Origin of the sequence: Vibrio sp. RW, assembly GCF_027587105.1 — a bacterium.
GTDB lineage: Bacteria > Pseudomonadota > Gammaproteobacteria > Enterobacterales > Vibrionaceae > Vibrio > Vibrio toranzoniae.
The window spans coordinates 172,182-189,086 of sequence record NZ_JAPPTM010000003.1 but is presented as its reverse complement, the minus strand read 5'-3'; the positions used below and the strand labels follow the sequence as shown (position 1 = coordinate 189,086).

The following is a 16,905-nucleotide window of genomic DNA, read 5'->3' as shown; positions in this document are numbered from 1 at the left end:
AATACAATAACACATCTCTTGCCGCTGACAGCAGTGTGTTGTGCTCAGCTTTTGCTGAAAGAGTGTGGTGAAGGTGCGCATGATGCACAAGCCGATGGTGTAATCGAGAAGATGCGATAGGGTAATTTTGAGTGTGATCTACATCTCATTGATTTTGTAATTAAATTACACAATGCAAATTCATACTCAAGAGTGTGTGTATATTTCACGCTTTGTATGGCGTTCTTTTATACGTGGTTTATAGTCTTATGGAGTGAGTTTTTATTAAGTGTGATATAGATCACTATTTATTTTTTATAGTCACGAGTTAAAGTGTGATATTGATCGTGCGTTGATGAGAGTTATTCTCAATAATTTTGCTTTGTAATTTAAATTCATGACATTTTTGTGATCTAAAGCGCTGCTGTTAACCCTAAGGTGTTTTTTGTGTGTGATGTTTATCACGAAAGTTGGGCTGAGGTGCATTTTGGAAATGTTGTGATACATTTTAATCAACTTTTGAGCACACACTTTCGGTCATTTGACCAACCAATACACTACGGGGTTCTACCTATGTTATCACCAGAAGCAAAGATCAAGGTTCAAAACTTTGGTCGTTTCTTATCTAATATGGTAATGCCAAACATCGGCGCATTCATTGCGTGGGGTTTCATTACTGCACTATTCATCCCAACAGGTTGGTGGCCTAACGAAACGTTAGCATCAATGGTTGGCCCTATGATTACATACCTTCTACCACTATTGATCGGTTACACCGGTGGTAAAATGGTTGGTGGTGACCGCGGTGCGGTAGTCGGCGCTATCACAACAATGGGTGTTATCGTTGGTACTGATATCCCAATGTTCATGGGTGCAATGATTGTAGGTCCACTAGGTGGTATCGCAATTAAGAAATTCGATGAAGCTGTTCACGGTAAAGTGAAGAGTGGCTTCGAAATGCTAGTGAATAACTTCTCTGCTGGTATCATCGGTATGATCTGCGCAATCATCGCGTTCATCGTGATTGGTCCTGCAGTTAAAGTTCTGTCTTCTGGTTTAGCGGCTGGCGTTAACGTGATGGTTGAAGCAGGTGCACTACCTCTTGCATCTATCTTTGTTGAACCTGCGAAAATCCTATTCCTAAACAACGCAATCAACCACGGTATCTTCTCTCCACTAGGTATCCAGCAATCTGAAGAGATTGGTCGTTCAATCTTCTTCCTAATCGAAGCGAACCCAGGTCCTGGTTTTGGTCTTCTACTTGCTTACATGGTGTTTGGTAAAGGTAGCGCGAAGCAATCTGCTGCTGGTGCTTCTATCATCCACTTCTTAGGTGGTATCCACGAAATTTACTTCCCTTACGTTCTAATGAACCCGCGTCTAATACTTGCTGTAATCGCAGGTGGTATGACGGGTGTATTCACTAACGTAGTGTTCGATTCTGGCCTTATCTCTCCAGCATCTCCAGGCTCTATCTTCGCAGTATTGTTGATGACACCTAAAGGCTCTTACATCGGTGTGGTTCTTTCTGTTATCGCTGCAACGGCTGTGTCTTTCATCGTAGCTTCAATCCTACTTAAGACTTCAGCTCAAGGTGACGACGAAGATTCACTAGAAAAAGCCTCTGCTCAAATGAAAGACATGAAAGCCTCCTCTAAAGGTGCAGCAGCAGAAGCAAACGTCAACCTAGCGGATGTAAAAGCAGTCTACGTAGCCTGTGATGCGGGTATGGGTTCAAGTGCGATGGGTGCAGGCCTTCTACGCAAGAAAATAGAAACAGCTGGCCTAGACATTGTGGTAACCAACTACGCAATCAACAATCTACCGGCTGATTCGAAAATCGTTATTACACATAAAGACTTAACAGACCGTGCTCGTAACACCGTTCCTGGTGCAATGCACATGTCTCTGAACAACTTCTTAGATGCAGCAGTATACGACCAACTAGTCGCTGAACTTGTAGAAGCACAAAGTGGGGACGTAAAAGCTCCAGCTCCTGCAGCGGCTCCAACACAAGAAGGTAACAAGTTAGCACTGACTGACGACAGCATCTTCCTTGGTCTAAAAGCGACTCAAAAAGAAGACGCAATCAAGTTCGCTGGTGAGCAGCTGGTAAAACTTGGCAACGTATCGCCTGAATATGTAGCTGGCATGTTTGCTCGTGAAGAGCTTGTGTCTACCTACCTAGGTGAGTCTATCGCAGTACCACACGGCACAATCGAAGCGAAACAATACGTACAAAAAACCGGTATCGTTTTCTGTCAGTACCCTGAAGGTATTCAGTGGGGCGAAGATGAAGATGATATCGCTAAGATGGTTATCGGCATTGCTGCACAAGGCGATGAGCACAACATGGTGCTGATGGCTATTACCAATTCACTCGATGATGAAGAAGCTGTGGAATGTCTACAGAACACAACAAACCCTGCTGATGTTCTACGTATTCTCAACGGAAACTAAAAAGCTCTAGTCAAGCTCCTGAGTGAAGGAGGCCGGTATCCCCCTACTGGCCTCATTTTCGGTCTTAATCTCTCTAAGAAGATTCAGTCTGAATAGCTTACTGCTTAATGCCTAGGGCACATCGTCAAGGCATGTTGTTGAGCAGTTAGCTATCTAGATTCAAATATTTATAAGGTCAAAATTATGAAAGCGTTACATTTTGGTGCAGGTAATATCGGTCGTGGTTTCATTGGTAAGCTTCTTTCTGACGCTGGTATGAAGGTTACGTTTGCTGACGTAAATGAAACGGTTGTAAATGCGTTAATTGAACGCCAAGAATACCCAGTTAAGATTGTTGGCGAAGAGTGTGTTGTTGAAGTTGTTAAGAACGTAACAGCAGTAAACTCAGCAACAAGCGCAGTGGTAGATTGCATTGCTGAGTCTGACATTGTGACGACTGCAGTAGGTCCTACGGTTCTTAAAATCATCTCTAAGTCTATCGCTCAAGGCATTGAAAAGCGTGCAGCAGCAAACAACACTGCGCCAATGAACATCATCGCGGCAGAGAACATGGTTCGCGGTACTAGCCAACTAAAAGCAGCGGTTCTAGAGCACCTTTCTGATGAAATGAAAGCCTTCACTGAACAGCACATTGGCTTTGTTGATTCAGCGGTTGACCGTATTGTTCCACCGGCAGAAGCGGGCGAAACAGACCCTCTAGCAGTGACGGTTGAAACGTTCAGCGAGTGGATCGTAGACCAAACACAATTTAAAGGTGAGATTCCAAACATCCCAGGAATGGAATGCACGGATAACCTAATGGCTTTCGTTGAGCGTAAACTGTTCACGCTAAACACAGGTCACTTGGTAACGGCATACCTTGGTGTGCTTGCGGGCCACGAGACTATCAAAGACTCTATCGAAGACGGCAAAATCCGCGCTGAAGTAACAGCAACGATGGAAGAGAGCGGTGCCGTTCTGATCAAGCGTTACGGCTTCGATCCAAAAGCGCACGCGGCATACATCCAAAAAATTCTTGGTCGTTTTGCGAACCCGTTCCTGCGTGATGAAGTAGACCGTGTTGGCCGTCAACCAATTCGTAAGCTGAGCCCACAAGATCGTCTAGTCAAACCATTGAACGGTACGCTAGAATACGGCCTTCCTAATGCGCACCTAGTAAAAGCGATCGCAGCTGCGTTCCATTACAAGAATGAAGACGACCCACAAGCGGTTGAACTTCAGGCAATGTTCGCAGAAAAAGGTTTTGCTGAGACATTAGCGCATTATTCTGAGCTGAATAGTGACTCAGAAGTTGTTAAACTAGCGGAACAAGCTTATCTAGCATTGAAATGATCAACCATCAAAGTGCCACACCTGTGGCACTTTCTTATTACCGAGCCGTTATGCCAATACATCCTAGCCACGAAACTGAATTACTCGAAGCCCTATCAGAAGCTGAGAGCGCTGGCGCCTGCCTAATGGCAGCTTATGATGCATTGGATGACACGGTAGATGCGGTATTAAAAAACATTTTCAAGAAAGACGATACAGCGATCAAATTCGTTGTCGAGCCCCTTCTCAATAGTGGCGGGCCTTTAGGCGAGATTATGATTCGCGGCAAGCTTCTATTAGGGCTTGGTGTGATCAGCAAAGAGCTTTATGACGATTTAGAGGTTTTCGTAACCTTGAAAGAGTGGGCTAAAATACAAGGTGAAGACACCAGCTTCACAGAAGTTGATGTGATATTTGAACTCAACAAGGTGCACGCGATTCAGCGTATTATGCCTATCGAATATGACGCGAAGATGGTGGAAACCATGTCTGGCCCTATGCTTCAAATGTTCTTGGGCAGGCACCATCAGAAAGTGAAGTCGACGATCGTTTTGGCTATCACAGACATCATCAACACCTTGTGCCGTGATAACGCTTTGAGTTCTTAGTTTGCGTTATTAAGCGCTTTCTTTACAATTCGGCTCTCTACAACTTGTTTTACCCATCCTAGAATTTACAGTTATTGCGATTTCTCTTGTTAGAGGCGTCGCTTTTTTATAGGCGCTTTAGTCTTTATTTCTGCCTTTTATCCAACCTTTTTATCTATCAGCCCCTTCGACTATCATCTCTATTTCTTAATCATAATCTTTTGGTTGCTCGGTTTTACATCCGTGAATTTCAGGCACAAAAAAAGCCACATACAGTGGCTTTTTTGCTCAACAAAACCTTCAGATTATAGGTCTTGGATGTTTTCTGCTTCTAGCTCTCGGAAGTAGCGTAGAGTCTTAACTTTTAGCTCTTGTTGAGCAGGCTCATCAGCAACGATGATCGCTTTACGGTGCATCTGTAGAGCGGTAACCGTCCACATGTGGTTTACAGAACCTTCGATAGCCATTTGAAGCGCTTGTGCTTTGTTGTGGCCTAGAGAAAGGATCATTACTTCTTCAGCGTCTAGAAGAGTAGCAACACCGATAGTTAGTGCGTATTTAGGCACTTGGTTGATGTCGCCATCGAAGAAACGAGAGTTTGCGATACGAGTGTCTTCAGTTAACGTCTTGATACGAGTGCGTGAAGATAGAGAAGAACCAGGTTCGTTGAATGCGATGTGACCGTCAATGCCTACGCCGCCCATGAACAGGTTGATTTTGCCGTATGAACGGATTTTCTCTTCGTATGCTGCACAGTGAGCATCGATGTCTTCAGCTTGACCGTCTAGCAGATTGATGTTTTCTGCTTGGATATCAACGTGGTTGAAGAAGTTCTCATGCATGAATGTGCGGTAAGACTCAGAGTGGTTTGGGTCAATACCAACGTACTCATCCATGTTGAATGTTACAACGTGCTTGAAGCTCACTTCGCCAGCTTTGTAAAGTTCAATTAACTCAGCGTAAGTAGTTAGAGGTGTGCTACCAGTAGGAAGACCTAGTACAAATGGACGCTCAGCAGTTGGAGCGAACTTGTTGATAGAATCTGCGATATGACGAGCAGCCCATTTACCTACTTTAGCTTTGTTGCTTAATGGAATAAGTCTCATTGATTTTGCCCCTAGAAATTAAATTTTACAGTGTTCTGAAACATTAATTCGCATTATAAAATAAGTTATCAAGTTCTGCTATTGTTTTAGGTCAAGTTTTTACTTTTTTCCTCGTATCTGTGACTAGAACGCTCAAAATTACACAATTACTGTATGGATATTTGGTGGCGTTAAACAAGATTAATACGCTTGTCATATACAGGAATGTTGATTTGATTCAGTGCCTGAAAGGGTCAGTGCGTTTTTGCGGATTTATAAGCTTTGCCGCATTAAAGAGCTTCTGCGTGCTCACAAGCTTTGAGAGTATAGTTGAGACGTGAAAAATAATGATGGCAATGTGCCACTATCGTGATAAAAGGAAGTTATTAAACGAGGTTAGAAGAATTCTGCTGGGTTAGATACCCGTCTGAATGGCTGGGAATAGATGCTTAATCACGCTATCACTATGAATTATCTATAAATATTGGCAAAACCAAGCAGGTTAGCTAAACTGACCAACTACGAAGAAAATCGTGTTTGAAGTTAAAAATAGAAGGTAAAAAAAGCCCAAAGTGATGAGGTATCACCTTGAGCGTTTTTACTAATCTTCTAACACTAACTCACTTTCGTATTCTTCTTTAGGCACTTCGCCACGTTTGCAGCCGTTTAGGGTATGAAAGCGACGGCGTCCACGAGCCAGTTGAATGTATTTCAACCAAACACGCTCTAACTTTGACTTAGCCTTATGAGGGTGAGACAACACTTTTAAGAAATGTTTTTCTTCAGCATTGGTTGGCGTTAACTCACCAGTCTCAAGTGCTAGCATTGTGTCACCAAATAAGGTCAGGACTTCCTCTTCTGAAAGAGTAAAATTACCTGATTTAGCGAAACCTCGTGGGAATTTAGTGGTGTCATAAAAACGTTTTTTTCCGTGTCGGAATTCGGTCTCAGACATATCAGCCTCAGTAATGTGGTTAGATAGATATTAGTGTTTATTGTTCACGCGAACATATTGTTAAAAGGCTACAATGGGAAACAAAATGTTTTTGCCTTTACGATAAACAATTCTAGATCGGCTAGTTAGCAGATTTATTACAGAGATGCATTTGATGGATGTGAAAGTATTTAGAACCTTTCTTGAGGTTGCAAGAGTACGCCATTTTGGGCGTGCAGCAGAAAACTTGTATTTAACGCAAGCCGCAGTGAGTGCGAGAATTAAACAACTAGAAGGCTATTTTGATACTCAGCTCTTTATTCGTGACCGCAACAATATCAAGCTTACCTCTTCCGGTGAACGTTTGATTGGTTATGCTGAAGTGATGGTGTCTACCTTACAACAAGCTAAATTTGAGCTGTCGTTAGAGAGTGGAAAAGCCTTACAGCTAACACTCGGCGGCACACCTAATATTTGGGATGCGTATTTGCAAAACTGTTTGAGCGTGGTGACTGATTCTTTTGGTGGTTACGGCTTCATGGCAGAGGTGATGGGGCGAGAGCAACTGAACCGTAATTTGCTAGAGCGAACCTTAGATATGGCTTTCGCTTTCGATCAGATCAAAGCAGAAGAGCTGAACTGTAAAAAAGTCGCTGATCTGGTCTTGGTGCTGGTATCAACGCAACAGGATGATCTGGAATCTGTATTTCAACATAAATACGTTTATGTCGACTGGGGAACGCGTTTTGGTTCTGAACACGCAGAGCGTCACCCTAAAGTGCCGGCACCGTATCTACGTACCTCGACAGCCCGTATAGCCCTGGATTTCATTTTAGAGAAAGGCGGCAGTGCATATTTGCCAGTATCTCTAGTTGAGCCTTTTATCGATTCTGGCCAGCTGCACAAGGTGAAAGGGGTTGAAGACTGGTATCGCCCAATTTATCTGAGTTACCGTAAAAGTAGCACTTCGGTTGACGCGATCATGCAGGTTGAGAAATTGGTTAATGAGATTGACCCATCGACTGCATATACGTTGCAACAAGCCGCTGAACAAGCACCTGAATAGTAGTATTTACTTGTCACTATATTGATGAAATAAAAAGCTTATTCTATAAAAAATGGCTCTCTTGAGAGCCATTTTTGTTTTTAAACCAGTTTAAGCCTGGTATCTGTAACCTATTCCAAGGCACCTAGTTATTACGGTGCCAAGTTTTCAAAAGCATCATGTTTTAAAATTGCTATGCTTTCTTTCCAGGAGCTACAGGTTCATTAAGTTCTCAATGGACTCTTCAAGAGAGTGGGACAGATATGAATGAATCTGATTTCCATCGGTTGCGTCTATTTCAATCTTAGAAATCCCGTTGCTCGCTTTATCTTCAAGAAAGCTGAGAGATTGTTCAACTGATTGACTGGTGAGAACTTGTTGGTTTGATAAAACAATACGACACGTGTGCAGAACCATAGCCTTTTTCCTTTTATTCGATAAGCCTCTGCATCTTGGCGTGCTAAGTACTTATCGTTGACGTTGTGAGAAGAATACCTTCTCTAGGTTAAATTTAGTCTAATTGAATAAAATTAAAACTTTTTTTGTGATTTATCTGACCTTAGCTTCCGAAAATGGCTAGCGACAATGTAAGTTAACGGTAAACTTTTAGTTATCAGAATGAAGGTTATGATTAACAGGGAAATACGACATGTCGAAAACTATTCATCACAACAGTACATTAACGAGTGAGCAATGCCATTTAGCTCGTTATGCACGAGACGCTCGTTTTGATGGGATGTTTTTTACTGCGGTGAAAACCACGGGTATTTTTTGTCGACCTATTTGCCCTGCAAGCCCACCCAAAGAAGAAAATGTCGAATACTTTTCTCATCAAGCTCAGGCTTTGAAGGCGGGGTATCGCCCTTGCTTACGTTGTCGCCCAGACAGCGCGCCTTTCTCTCCAGCATGGAAAGGGGTTGAGACGACCTTTCTGCGAGCTATGCAATTAATTGATAACGGTGCACTGAATTCAGGCTCGATTGTCGACCTTGCTACTCGATTGGGTATTTCAGATCGTTATCTACGAACCTTATTTGACAATTACATCGGGGTGTCACCGAAGCAATATAGCCTTTATAGCCAATTGATGTTTGCCAAGCAGTTACTGCATACCAGCAGCATGAGCATTACCGATGTCGGCTTTGCGAGTGGTTTTAATAGCACGCGCCGCTTCAATGATGCCTTTCTTAAAGAGCTGAAGCTTTCGCCAAGTCAAATCCGAAGAGCCAAGCCAAATAACAGCCTAAGTAATCATATCCAGTTAAGTTTTCACGGCCCGCTGGACTGGAATCATTTGTTGGCTTTTTATCGACGACGAATGATTGAAGGCTTAGAAGAAGTGGGCGAGGACTATTACCAGCGCACGTTGGATGTGAACGGTTCGAGGGGCTGGTTCAAGGCCACGTTAGTGACAGAGAGCCGATTAGGTATTGAATTTGATTTGGACGATATAAGCCAATTAAGAAGCTTGATCGCTAACATTCGACGTATGTTTGACTTAGATGTCGACATAGCAAAGGTCGAAGCCTTCTTTACAACTATCGATTCTAACTTAGTCGCTAAAAGTGGCATTCGTATCCCTGGGGTATGGAGTGCTTGGGAAGCCGGAGTTAGGGCTATTCTAGGGCAGCAAGTGTCGGTCATTGCGGCGATTGGTCAGCTTAACCTGTTGGTAAGAGAGCTTTCTGGTGAAGATGAGAAAACTTACTTTCCGACACCAAAGCAGATCGCTGAGGCAGATGTGAGCTTCTTAAGAATGCCGGGAAGTCGCAAAGAAACACTAAAGCGTTTTGCCGAGTACATGGTCGACAACGAAGCCGAGCATCCTTCGAAGTGGATTGACCTAAAAGGCATTGGACCTTGGACGATTCAATATGCGTTGCTTCGAGGCTTAAGTGAACCAAACCATTTGCTAGTCGGCGATTTGGTGGTCAGGAAATTCATCGAGAATCGTCCTGCCATTAATGCACAAAGCGTGTCGCCATGGGGCAGTTACGCCACATTCCATTGTTGGAATCAATCTTAATCGGAATACTAAGCTAGGAGATATCATGGCTAATCGTTTTACTTATTATGAGAGCCCGTTAGGCATCATTACTTTGCAGGCTAATGAGCAAGGTTTGCTTGGCGCTTGGTTTGAAATCCATACCACAAAGCCAGATCAGTTGGGCATTCAAGATGATAGCTTTCCGATCTTCGAATTGGTTGCTGAGCAACTTAATCGCTATTTTGCTGGTGAGGTCATTCAGTTTGATGTGCCGATTGCCGCGAAGGGAACTCCGTTCCAGCAATCGGTTTGGCAAGCTCTCACGACAATCCCTTATGGAGAAACATGGAGTTATGCCCAATTGGCTGACGCGATTGGTAACCCAAAAGCGGTGCGTGCGGTTGGTTTGGCGAATGGCAAAAATCCAGTGTCAGTGATTGTGCCGTGTCATCGAGTGATTGGCAAAAATGGTAAGCTGACAGGTTATGCGGGCGGTGTGGAACGCAAACAGCGCTTGTTGGTGATTGAAGGAAGGGAAGAAGATTAGAGAATTCTTCTATAGGGATTTTTGTTGACGAAACCCTGTCAATCAAAGCAGCAGAACAAGGGTTATTTAAGTGTAACTTCGCAATAAAATCGTCGTCTTCTGGAAAATGCTTGTTTGGTTGCATATCCTTTTATCATGTGTTTTAGGCAAGGATGCCCAAATGAATCGCTATCAATCACTTATGTTCAGCTGCAGTAGCGTGTTATTACTGACAGGTTGCTTAACGGATACCACTCGCCCTTTCGAAGTACCACAGTTGGTTTTGTTCACAGGTATGTATGAAAATGCTGACAGCGGCAGCTATCTGCTTTTTGAGTCGGGGAAAGTGACCTATCAAACCACGGATAATACGGTTACCCGCAGTTATAGCGTCGACGATGATTTGATCATCATTGAATTAAACTCCGGAAGCAGCCGAACTGATTCAGACTTGGTGATGCGAGTTCAGCATCAAGGTGAAGTACTTACCTGCAATATGTGCCCAGCAATGCAGTTAAGCAATGTCTGGACACGAGTTGAGAAGCCGAAGAAAGGTTCATTGAATTAGAAAAGGCCACCATTCAACCACAAATGAGCAGCAATACTGACCACGTAGCCAATCATGATCACTGGCATCCACTTCAAATGACCAAAGAAGGTATATTTTCCGTGTGCCGCCCCCATCAATGCCACGCCCGCCGCGCTACCAATCGACAATAAACTACCGCCAACTCCTGCCGTTAAGGTAATCAATAACCAGTTACCTATCGACATTTGAGGCTCCATTGATAATACCGCAAACATAACCGGAATGTTGTCGACAATCGCGGACAAGATCCCCACCATGATATTGGCCCAAATTGGATCCCATTGGCTGTACATTACTCCAGAAGCAAGTTCCAAATAACCAAGCAGACTTAAACCACCGACACACATTACGACGCCGTAGAAGAACAATAATGTGTCCCACTCGGCATGAGATACTCTTCTAAATACATCAAATGGTACGACTGAGCCTAATCGCTTGAGTGCGCCTTCGTCGTTGTTGGCAATCGCCATCGCTTTTTTCTGGGCGAGTGAGTTGGGTAAGGTTTTACGCAAGTAATAACCAAAGAACTGAAGATAGGCGAGGCCCATCATCATACCCATGACAGGAGGAAAGTGAATCACGGCGTGGAAAGCGACAGCTGTGGCAATCGTCATGATGAACAAAAATACGATCCTTCTTGCTCCACGTTTTAACTCGATATGTTGGTGCACGGTATCGGGCTGAGATGTCGGAACAAAGTAAGACATGATCAAGGCTGGAACAACATAGTTCATGACTGAAGGAATAAATAGGGGAACAAACTCGCTAAAACTCACGTAGCCTGCCTGCCATACCATCAGCGTTGTAATATCCCCAAACGGACTGAATGCGCCGCCAGCATTGGCTGCTATTACGATATTCACACAGGCAAGGTTAACGAATTTTGGATTTGATCCTGCAACCTTTAGAACGACGGCACACATTAATAAAGCGGTGGTAAGGTTGTCGGCAATCGGGGAGATAAAGAAGGCCAGAATACCGGTTAACCAAAATAGAGAGCGGAAGTTAAAGCCTTTACCTACCATCCATGCCTGAAGTGCATCAAACAGCCTTCTTTCTTCCATTGCGCTGATGTACGTCATCGCGACCAACAGGAAAAGCAGTAATTCGGCGTATTCGAGTAAGTTATGTTCGAGTGCTTGTTTAGCCACCTCGGTGAGGTTGTGTTCTTGGTAGGTGAAGCCAATGATGATCCAGATGAGACCTGCAGCAAGTAAAACGGGTTTCGATTTCCGCAGTTTTAAATACTCTTCCATCATCACAACTATGTAGGCGACAACGAAAATGGTCAGGGATAGGTAACCAACAAATGAGCTGGTGAGCTTGAGAGGTTCTCCTAACTGAGCAGTAGCAGCGCCTGCCACAGTAGAAAAAAACAAAAAAGAGAGAACAACTGAAAGCTGGATACCTAGCATGGATTACGCTCCGAAGTTAATGAGTTATTAACACGCGTAAAAGCGTAGACCTAAATAAGTTCGTGGGGTGTGATAGATATCTTAATAATTCAATAGATTATGATTAAAAGATTGCCTTAGCTAATCTATCGATAGGGCTTCGTTATTTATGTACAGCTAGGTTATTGGTGCGGTTTTATATTGGTTTTTTATATTGGTTTTTTATGTTGAATTATTAATTTATTTTGGTTTTTGAGTCTGGCTTTAAATTTAAATCACAGTTTTATGTTTTGTTATTGGTGTTTGGTGTGAATTTATATGCTATTTGATTTTAGTCATTAATCGTCGGATTATTAACTTGCACTATCTATATGTGTTTTGTTCCACATAAACGAAGGCATATAGAGGTTCCTATGACTAATCCAACACAAAACCATCGTCCAACTACGGTTGGTAGTTACATCGCACTCGCTTTTGCGATTGTGTTCTTTTCTGGATTCATGCAGTCAAATGAATGGTATGGGGTGTTCGATTTTACAACGCTCAACGGTTCATTCGGTAAGGTCGCTTACGATGTGAGTGAATCGGCTGATGGTATTCAAGCGGCAACGACGTCACTGCGAGGCAAAGGCGGAAATGGTGCTCGTGACGGTTTTATTTTTGCTTTGACACTTATTCCGACCGTGATGTTTGCACTGGGTATGATCAACGTACTTGAGCACTATGGTGCACTGGATGCGGCTCGCAAACTATTGACACCTCTGCTTCGCCCTCTGATGGGAATTCCGGGCAACTCAGGCTTGGCACTGATCGCTTCGCTGCAAAGTACCGATGCTGGTGCTGCGATGACGAGGCAGCTGAAAGACGAAGGGCATCTGACTAAGCGTGAAACCGATGTGTTCACCATGTTCCAGTTTACGGCGGGTGCGGCGATCGTTAACTTTTTCTCTTCAGGTGCAGTGCTGTTCACGTTGACGGCAATGGACGGCTCTCTTGCTGTCACTTCATCAATTGGTTTAGCTGTTGTCGTGATATTTATCTTTAAGTTTGTTGGTGCGAACCTATTCCGAATTTATCTCAACATTACTGAAGGCAAAGAAGACAAACCAAAATCAGACAAAGAACAAAAACTGGAAGAGGAAGTAGCATAATGAGCGAAGTTAAAGCAAAGAAACCAATGGTTACTGATATTTTCGTTGAAGGCGCTAAGAAAGGCTGGGTAATTGCCACTACTTCTACGGTACCGAATGTTCTAATGGCATTCGTCATCATCAAGGCATTACAGATCACAGGTGCACTGGATCTGATGGGCACTGTGTTTGCGCCTATCATGGCGGTATTTGGTTTACCTGGCGAAGCGGCAGCGGTACTGATTGGCGCGTGGATGTCGATGGGCGGCGCTGTTGGTGTGGTTATCACGCTGTTTGACCAAGGTATCTTGAACGGCAACCATATCGCTATTTTGGCGCCTGCTATCTACTTGATGGGCTCTCAGGTGCAGTACATGGGCCGTATCATGGGACCAATTGGTACTGAAGGTCGTTACATTCCAGTGATGATCGCGATTTCGGTATTGAATGCTTTTGGTGCAATGTTCTTGATGAACATTATTTTGTAACGTGATTTCTAAATCTTTTTAGACGTAACAAAAAGGAAACCCCGTTTGGCTTTCACCAAACGGGGTCTATTCTTTTTGTAGCCATCCTGCTACTGCGCGTTACTTATCTTTCAATAGGTAACCAATGCTCCCTGCATCGTTCCTTGATCTGGTTAAATCCTTTAACCTATCCAATTCATCGCCTTCCTAGCGGTGTCCTTGCTAACTCATCATCCCGACAAGTGACTCTATCCTAGAGTATAACTTCCTTGCTGATAACTCATCCTAAGTCATCAAATCTTCATCCTGAAGATACCTAATCCGTTAGGCTTTTTCCTGTTCCTGCCAACTCCCTGTCGACACGTACATTAAACACTCTTGAGGCTTTGTTCGCAATTGAGTTGAAGAAGTAAATGAAGACGTTAACTGAAAGAAATATGCGTCGACTCATACAAAACAAGGAGTTGGGGTTGTTTTTTAGGAAACTTCTGCGAAGCTTAGTTGTGATATCTTACTTCTATGTAAGATATCTCTCACAGGTGTTAGGGCATAAATACCACGACGTGTTTACCTCAGCAGTGAATCTATGGGTAAAACACGCCTAATAAACTCCAATTTATAGGGATAGATGATGATTACAGCACTTTACGCAGCTTTGCTAACAGTATTAATGATATGGCTGGCGATCGAAGTTATTAAGCAAAGGCGTATTAATCTTATCGCTCATGCTGATGGCGGTGTTGAGTCGTTGCAGGTAGTACGTTCAGCACAAAGTAACGCAATGGATTACATTCCAATTACGGTAATCTTGATGGGCTTCCTAGAGATGAATGGTGCCAGTGTATGGTTTATTCATGTGCTTGGCGTCGCGTTTTTATTAGGGCGAGTGATTCATGCAAAAGGGATTTTGACGAAGAACTTGAAAGGTCGAAAAGTGGGGATGGTGCTAACGCTTATCTGCATGATTTCTTTGATTGTCCTAAACTTAGTTTACCTACCTTTTGATAAAATGTTCTAGGGAGCATTATGGCATTGCGCCTTCCTCCTGCTTGGGCGATTGTCCTCGCAGGCTTGATACTGAACGTCTTGGTGCCTATCTTAGCTTAGATAATGATTTGCTTTAGCTTAACCTCAGCCTCGAAGCTGCCATTTGAATTGACGTGAAAACAAGCATTAACGTAATAGCCATCGTTTTAGTGGTGTTTGTTCGATACCAACGACCAGCATAAAACTAAGCATAAAGGTACCGAAGAATACGAGGCTATCTTTGGCTAACCCCGTGATACCTAATATTCCACAAACATTGAACAGTAAGATAATGATCAGTAGATGGCTTACATAGATACCCAGCATACGGTTTGAGATCGCGCGAACCCACGCATAGTCGCCGATGTTTGGATTAGCCAAAAGCCACATAAACATGCCCATTCCCCATAGCGCTGTACCAAACAAGAAATCATTCATGTTGAATCCGACGTCGAATGTGGTTAGCCATACCGCCTCAGCAAAGTGAATGAACATGCCTAACGCTAATAATACCAACGCTTTAGTTGATGACACCTTCCATTGATTCTGACGAATGAGGAAGCCTAAGGTCACCATTAACGTGCTAAAGAACGGGCCGTTACGAGTAAAGAAAGGTGCGCTGAGTTCGGTCAAGCTCGCGTAGCTGCCCGCTAAAACACCATAGACGTAAAGTACAATAGCCGTTGGTAATAACAGTTTGTCGAGTTTCATTTCGACTATTAGAGCGATGATCAAAATGGCACAAACCAGAGCAGGAATAAACCATAAGTGCACCAATCCACCCTCTAAGAAAGAGTTGAGCGGGGTGTTCATTAAAAAGCCCCAATAGCCTTGGCGTTCGCCTAAGTAACCGAACTCTTCCACCTTCGCGAGGTTGAATGGCATGACTAGACAAATGATGCTCCAAACCAACCAAACCTTGAGTAGTGGTTTAGAGTAGTTGACCACGGTTGTCCAAGGTGATGCAGTGAGCTTAGGTTGAATCAGATAACCTGAAATAAGGAAGAACAGAGGCACAGCGAAGCGAGCGGTTTGGTTAAGCACATAGCCAATCCAAGGCACTTCATCGATTTGCCAATAAGTAAGTGCCATTTGGCCGTGTAAGCCAATGATCGCCAAGATAGCAATCACTCGACCCAACTCAATACTGGCGATGCGTTGTGAAGGCGTATGTTGAACGGAAGACATATCAGATCTCTAAGAAAATTTTCGTAGAATCTAACAGCCTTTTTATGGAACCAGTTAGCGCTAAATCAAGGGTTGCGACCTTTATTTTAAGGCTTGTATTGATTATTTGAAGCCTGTCGCAGCTATATTAAATCCATTGCAGTAAGTACGAAAATGCCAAGCGTGCAAGTGATAAGTGAAACGACGGTGGTGAGTGCGATAATGTTGGCTGCCAATGTTGAATTCCCGCCCATCGCACGTGCCATAACATAGCTCGCCGCAGCTGTCGGTGCGGCGCTCATCAAGAAGATAAGGCCAAGATCTAATCCTCTAAAACCAAAGAACAGGGCAGCTAGCGTGATCAGTAACGGAGCCAAAACCAGTTTGTATCCGGTCGAGAACCAAGTCGGGCCCTTATCTTTTTTCAGAGAGCGGATATCAAGCGACCCTCCCGTGCACAAAAGGGCTAATGGTAACGTCATGTTAGCGAAATATTGCCCTGCATCACTAACCATTTTCGGTACAGGAATCGACAGTAAGTAGAACAATACACCTAAGGCGATCGAGATAATCAAAGGGTTTTTGGTGAGTGTTTTTACAATCACTTGAATGGCTTTGTCACCCGACTCTTGACCTTTCGGAGTGAGCGCAATGACCGCCTGAATATTATAGAGAACTGTCAGCGATGCGACATAAAGAGCAGCGAGTGCGACACCATCGTTGCCGTATATATTGGCAACATAAGCAAGCCCGATAATAGCAGTGTTGGCACGAAAGCCACCTTGTACTATCACACCTTGGTCTTGAGGCTTTTCAAAGGTAATTTTAGTGCTGACAGTGGTGAAAACGAAGAAGGCTAGGTTGGCTAACAAGCCAAAGATGACGAGCTTTCCACTTGCGGCAAAATCGTGGTTAGACTGAACAATGCTGAGAAATAACATCGCGGGTAGAGTGACTTGAAACACCACCTTGGATGCGACATCAATGAAGTTGTCATTGATTAAGCCAATTCGTTTGAGCATCACACCAAGAAACAGCATTAAACAGATAGGGCCTGTTACCGACGCTGAAAACGCAAACTGTTCCCAAAGTGTGTTCATTCTTTTTCCTTTGTTAGTCGATTTCAATTTCCTTTGAATACTGTCGCATTTTTCCACAGTTCTTTGATAAGACAAAATGAATACCAAGGGTTAAGTAAAAAATCTTGAAAAAAAGAAC

Annotated in this window: 16 protein-coding genes; 10 read left to right on the top strand and 6 right to left on the bottom strand. The window is 43.5% G+C overall.

What is annotated here, in order from left to right; genetic code table 11:
- Positions 1-552 precede the first annotated feature (552 nt).
- The 3 genes from OCT63_RS03830 to OCT63_RS03820 all read left to right on the top strand — a co-directional run bounded on the left by OCT63_RS03830 (position 553) and on the right by OCT63_RS03820 (position 4,358).
- Complete coding sequence (locus OCT63_RS03830) at positions 553-2,439, top strand: PTS mannitol transporter subunit IICBA (protein WP_161685404.1); 1,887 nt, start codon at positions 553-555, stop codon at positions 2,437-2,439.
- A 183-nt stretch (positions 2,440-2,622) separates the two neighbouring features.
- Positions 2,623-3,771, top strand: coding sequence for a mannitol-1-phosphate 5-dehydrogenase (locus OCT63_RS03825; protein WP_161752632.1), 1,149 nt, complete (start codon positions 2,623-2,625; stop codon positions 3,769-3,771).
- Positions 3,772-3,821: 50 nt separating this feature from the next.
- A complete protein-coding gene (locus tag OCT63_RS03820; RefSeq protein WP_333482691.1) occupies positions 3,822-4,358 on the top strand; it encodes an MltR family transcriptional regulator in 537 nt (178 codons plus the stop codon).
- Positions 4,359-4,642: 284 nt separating this feature from the next.
- On the opposite strand, the gene nagB is transcribed toward OCT63_RS03820, so the two are convergent.
- Both nagB and OCT63_RS03810 read right to left on the bottom strand, forming a co-directional pair.
- Positions 4,643-5,443: a glucosamine-6-phosphate deaminase gene (nagB, locus tag OCT63_RS03815; RefSeq protein WP_060469069.1), complete on the bottom strand. Its 801-nt coding sequence runs from the start codon at positions 5,441-5,443 to the stop codon at positions 4,643-4,645.
- Positions 5,444-6,023: 580 nt separating this feature from the next.
- Positions 6,024-6,377 carry a DUF413 domain-containing protein gene (locus tag OCT63_RS03810; RefSeq protein WP_161671940.1) on the bottom strand — a complete coding sequence of 118 codons (354 nt, stop codon included), beginning with the start codon at positions 6,375-6,377 and terminating at the stop codon, positions 6,024-6,026.
- A 154-nt stretch (positions 6,378-6,531) separates the two neighbouring features.
- Between OCT63_RS03810 and OCT63_RS03805 the strand changes: the two genes are divergently transcribed.
- The gene (locus tag OCT63_RS03805; RefSeq protein ID WP_029405267.1) at positions 6,532-7,422 is read left to right on the top strand and encodes a LysR family transcriptional regulator; all 891 of its coding nucleotides are present in this window, start codon (positions 6,532-6,534) and stop codon (positions 7,420-7,422) included.
- Positions 7,423-7,614: 192 nt separating this feature from the next.
- Here the strand turns inward: OCT63_RS03805 and OCT63_RS03800 are convergent, their stop codons facing one another.
- Positions 7,615-7,818 carry a hypothetical protein gene (locus tag OCT63_RS03800; protein ID WP_017057615.1) on the bottom strand — a complete coding sequence of 68 codons (204 nt, stop codon included), beginning with the start codon at positions 7,816-7,818 and terminating at the stop codon, positions 7,615-7,617.
- Positions 7,819-8,050: 232 nt separating this feature from the next.
- Between OCT63_RS03800 and OCT63_RS03795 the strand changes: the two genes are divergently transcribed.
- The 3 genes from OCT63_RS03795 to OCT63_RS03785 all read left to right on the top strand — a co-directional run bounded on the left by OCT63_RS03795 (position 8,051) and on the right by OCT63_RS03785 (position 10,482).
- On the top strand, positions 8,051-9,427 hold the full coding sequence (locus OCT63_RS03795; protein WP_269983231.1) for an AlkA N-terminal domain-containing protein: 1,377 nt from the start codon (positions 8,051-8,053) through the stop codon (positions 9,425-9,427).
- 25 nt (positions 9,428-9,452) lie between these two features.
- Positions 9,453-9,935 (top strand): methylated-DNA--[protein]-cysteine S-methyltransferase, encoded by a 483-nt coding sequence (locus tag OCT63_RS03790; protein WP_060469065.1) that lies wholly within the window; start codon positions 9,453-9,455, stop codon positions 9,933-9,935.
- Between the two features lie 160 nt (positions 9,936-10,095).
- Complete coding sequence (locus tag OCT63_RS03785; protein ID WP_060469064.1) at positions 10,096-10,482, top strand: hypothetical protein; 387 nt, start codon at positions 10,096-10,098, stop codon at positions 10,480-10,482.
- On the opposite strand, the gene nhaD is transcribed toward OCT63_RS03785, so the two are convergent.
- Complete coding sequence (gene nhaD / locus OCT63_RS03780; RefSeq protein ID WP_060469063.1) at positions 10,479-11,918, bottom strand: sodium:proton antiporter NhaD; 1,440 nt, start codon at positions 11,916-11,918, stop codon at positions 10,479-10,481. The genes OCT63_RS03785 and nhaD overlap by 4 nt on opposite strands.
- A 392-nt stretch (positions 11,919-12,310) precedes the next feature.
- Here nhaD and OCT63_RS03775 point away from each other — a divergent pair, with 392 nt between their 5' ends.
- The 3 genes from OCT63_RS03775 to OCT63_RS03765 all read left to right on the top strand — a co-directional run bounded on the left by OCT63_RS03775 (position 12,311) and on the right by OCT63_RS03765 (position 14,512).
- The gene (locus tag OCT63_RS03775; protein WP_060469062.1) at positions 12,311-13,048 is read left to right on the top strand and encodes a nucleoside recognition domain-containing protein; all 738 of its coding nucleotides are present in this window, start codon (positions 12,311-12,313) and stop codon (positions 13,046-13,048) included.
- Complete coding sequence (locus OCT63_RS03770; RefSeq protein ID WP_017057609.1) at positions 13,048-13,515, top strand: YjiG family protein; 468 nt, start codon at positions 13,048-13,050, stop codon at positions 13,513-13,515. The genes OCT63_RS03775 and OCT63_RS03770 overlap by 1 nt, the downstream gene beginning before the upstream one ends.
- Before the next feature lie 610 nt (positions 13,516-14,125).
- Positions 14,126-14,512 (top strand): MAPEG family protein, encoded by a 387-nt coding sequence (locus tag OCT63_RS03765; RefSeq protein WP_060469061.1) that lies wholly within the window; start codon positions 14,126-14,128, stop codon positions 14,510-14,512.
- Positions 14,513-14,667: 155 nt separating this feature from the next.
- Here the strand turns inward: OCT63_RS03765 and OCT63_RS03760 are convergent, their stop codons facing one another.
- Together OCT63_RS03760 and OCT63_RS03755 are read right to left on the bottom strand one after the other, a co-directional pair.
- Positions 14,668-15,708 (bottom strand): acyltransferase, encoded by a 1,041-nt coding sequence (locus OCT63_RS03760; RefSeq protein WP_269983230.1) that lies wholly within the window; start codon positions 15,706-15,708, stop codon positions 14,668-14,670.
- Positions 15,709-15,830: 122 nt separating this feature from the next.
- A complete protein-coding gene (locus tag OCT63_RS03755; protein ID WP_269983229.1) occupies positions 15,831-16,787 on the bottom strand; it encodes an AEC family transporter in 957 nt (318 codons plus the stop codon).
- Between the last annotated feature and the right edge of the window lie 118 nt (positions 16,788-16,905).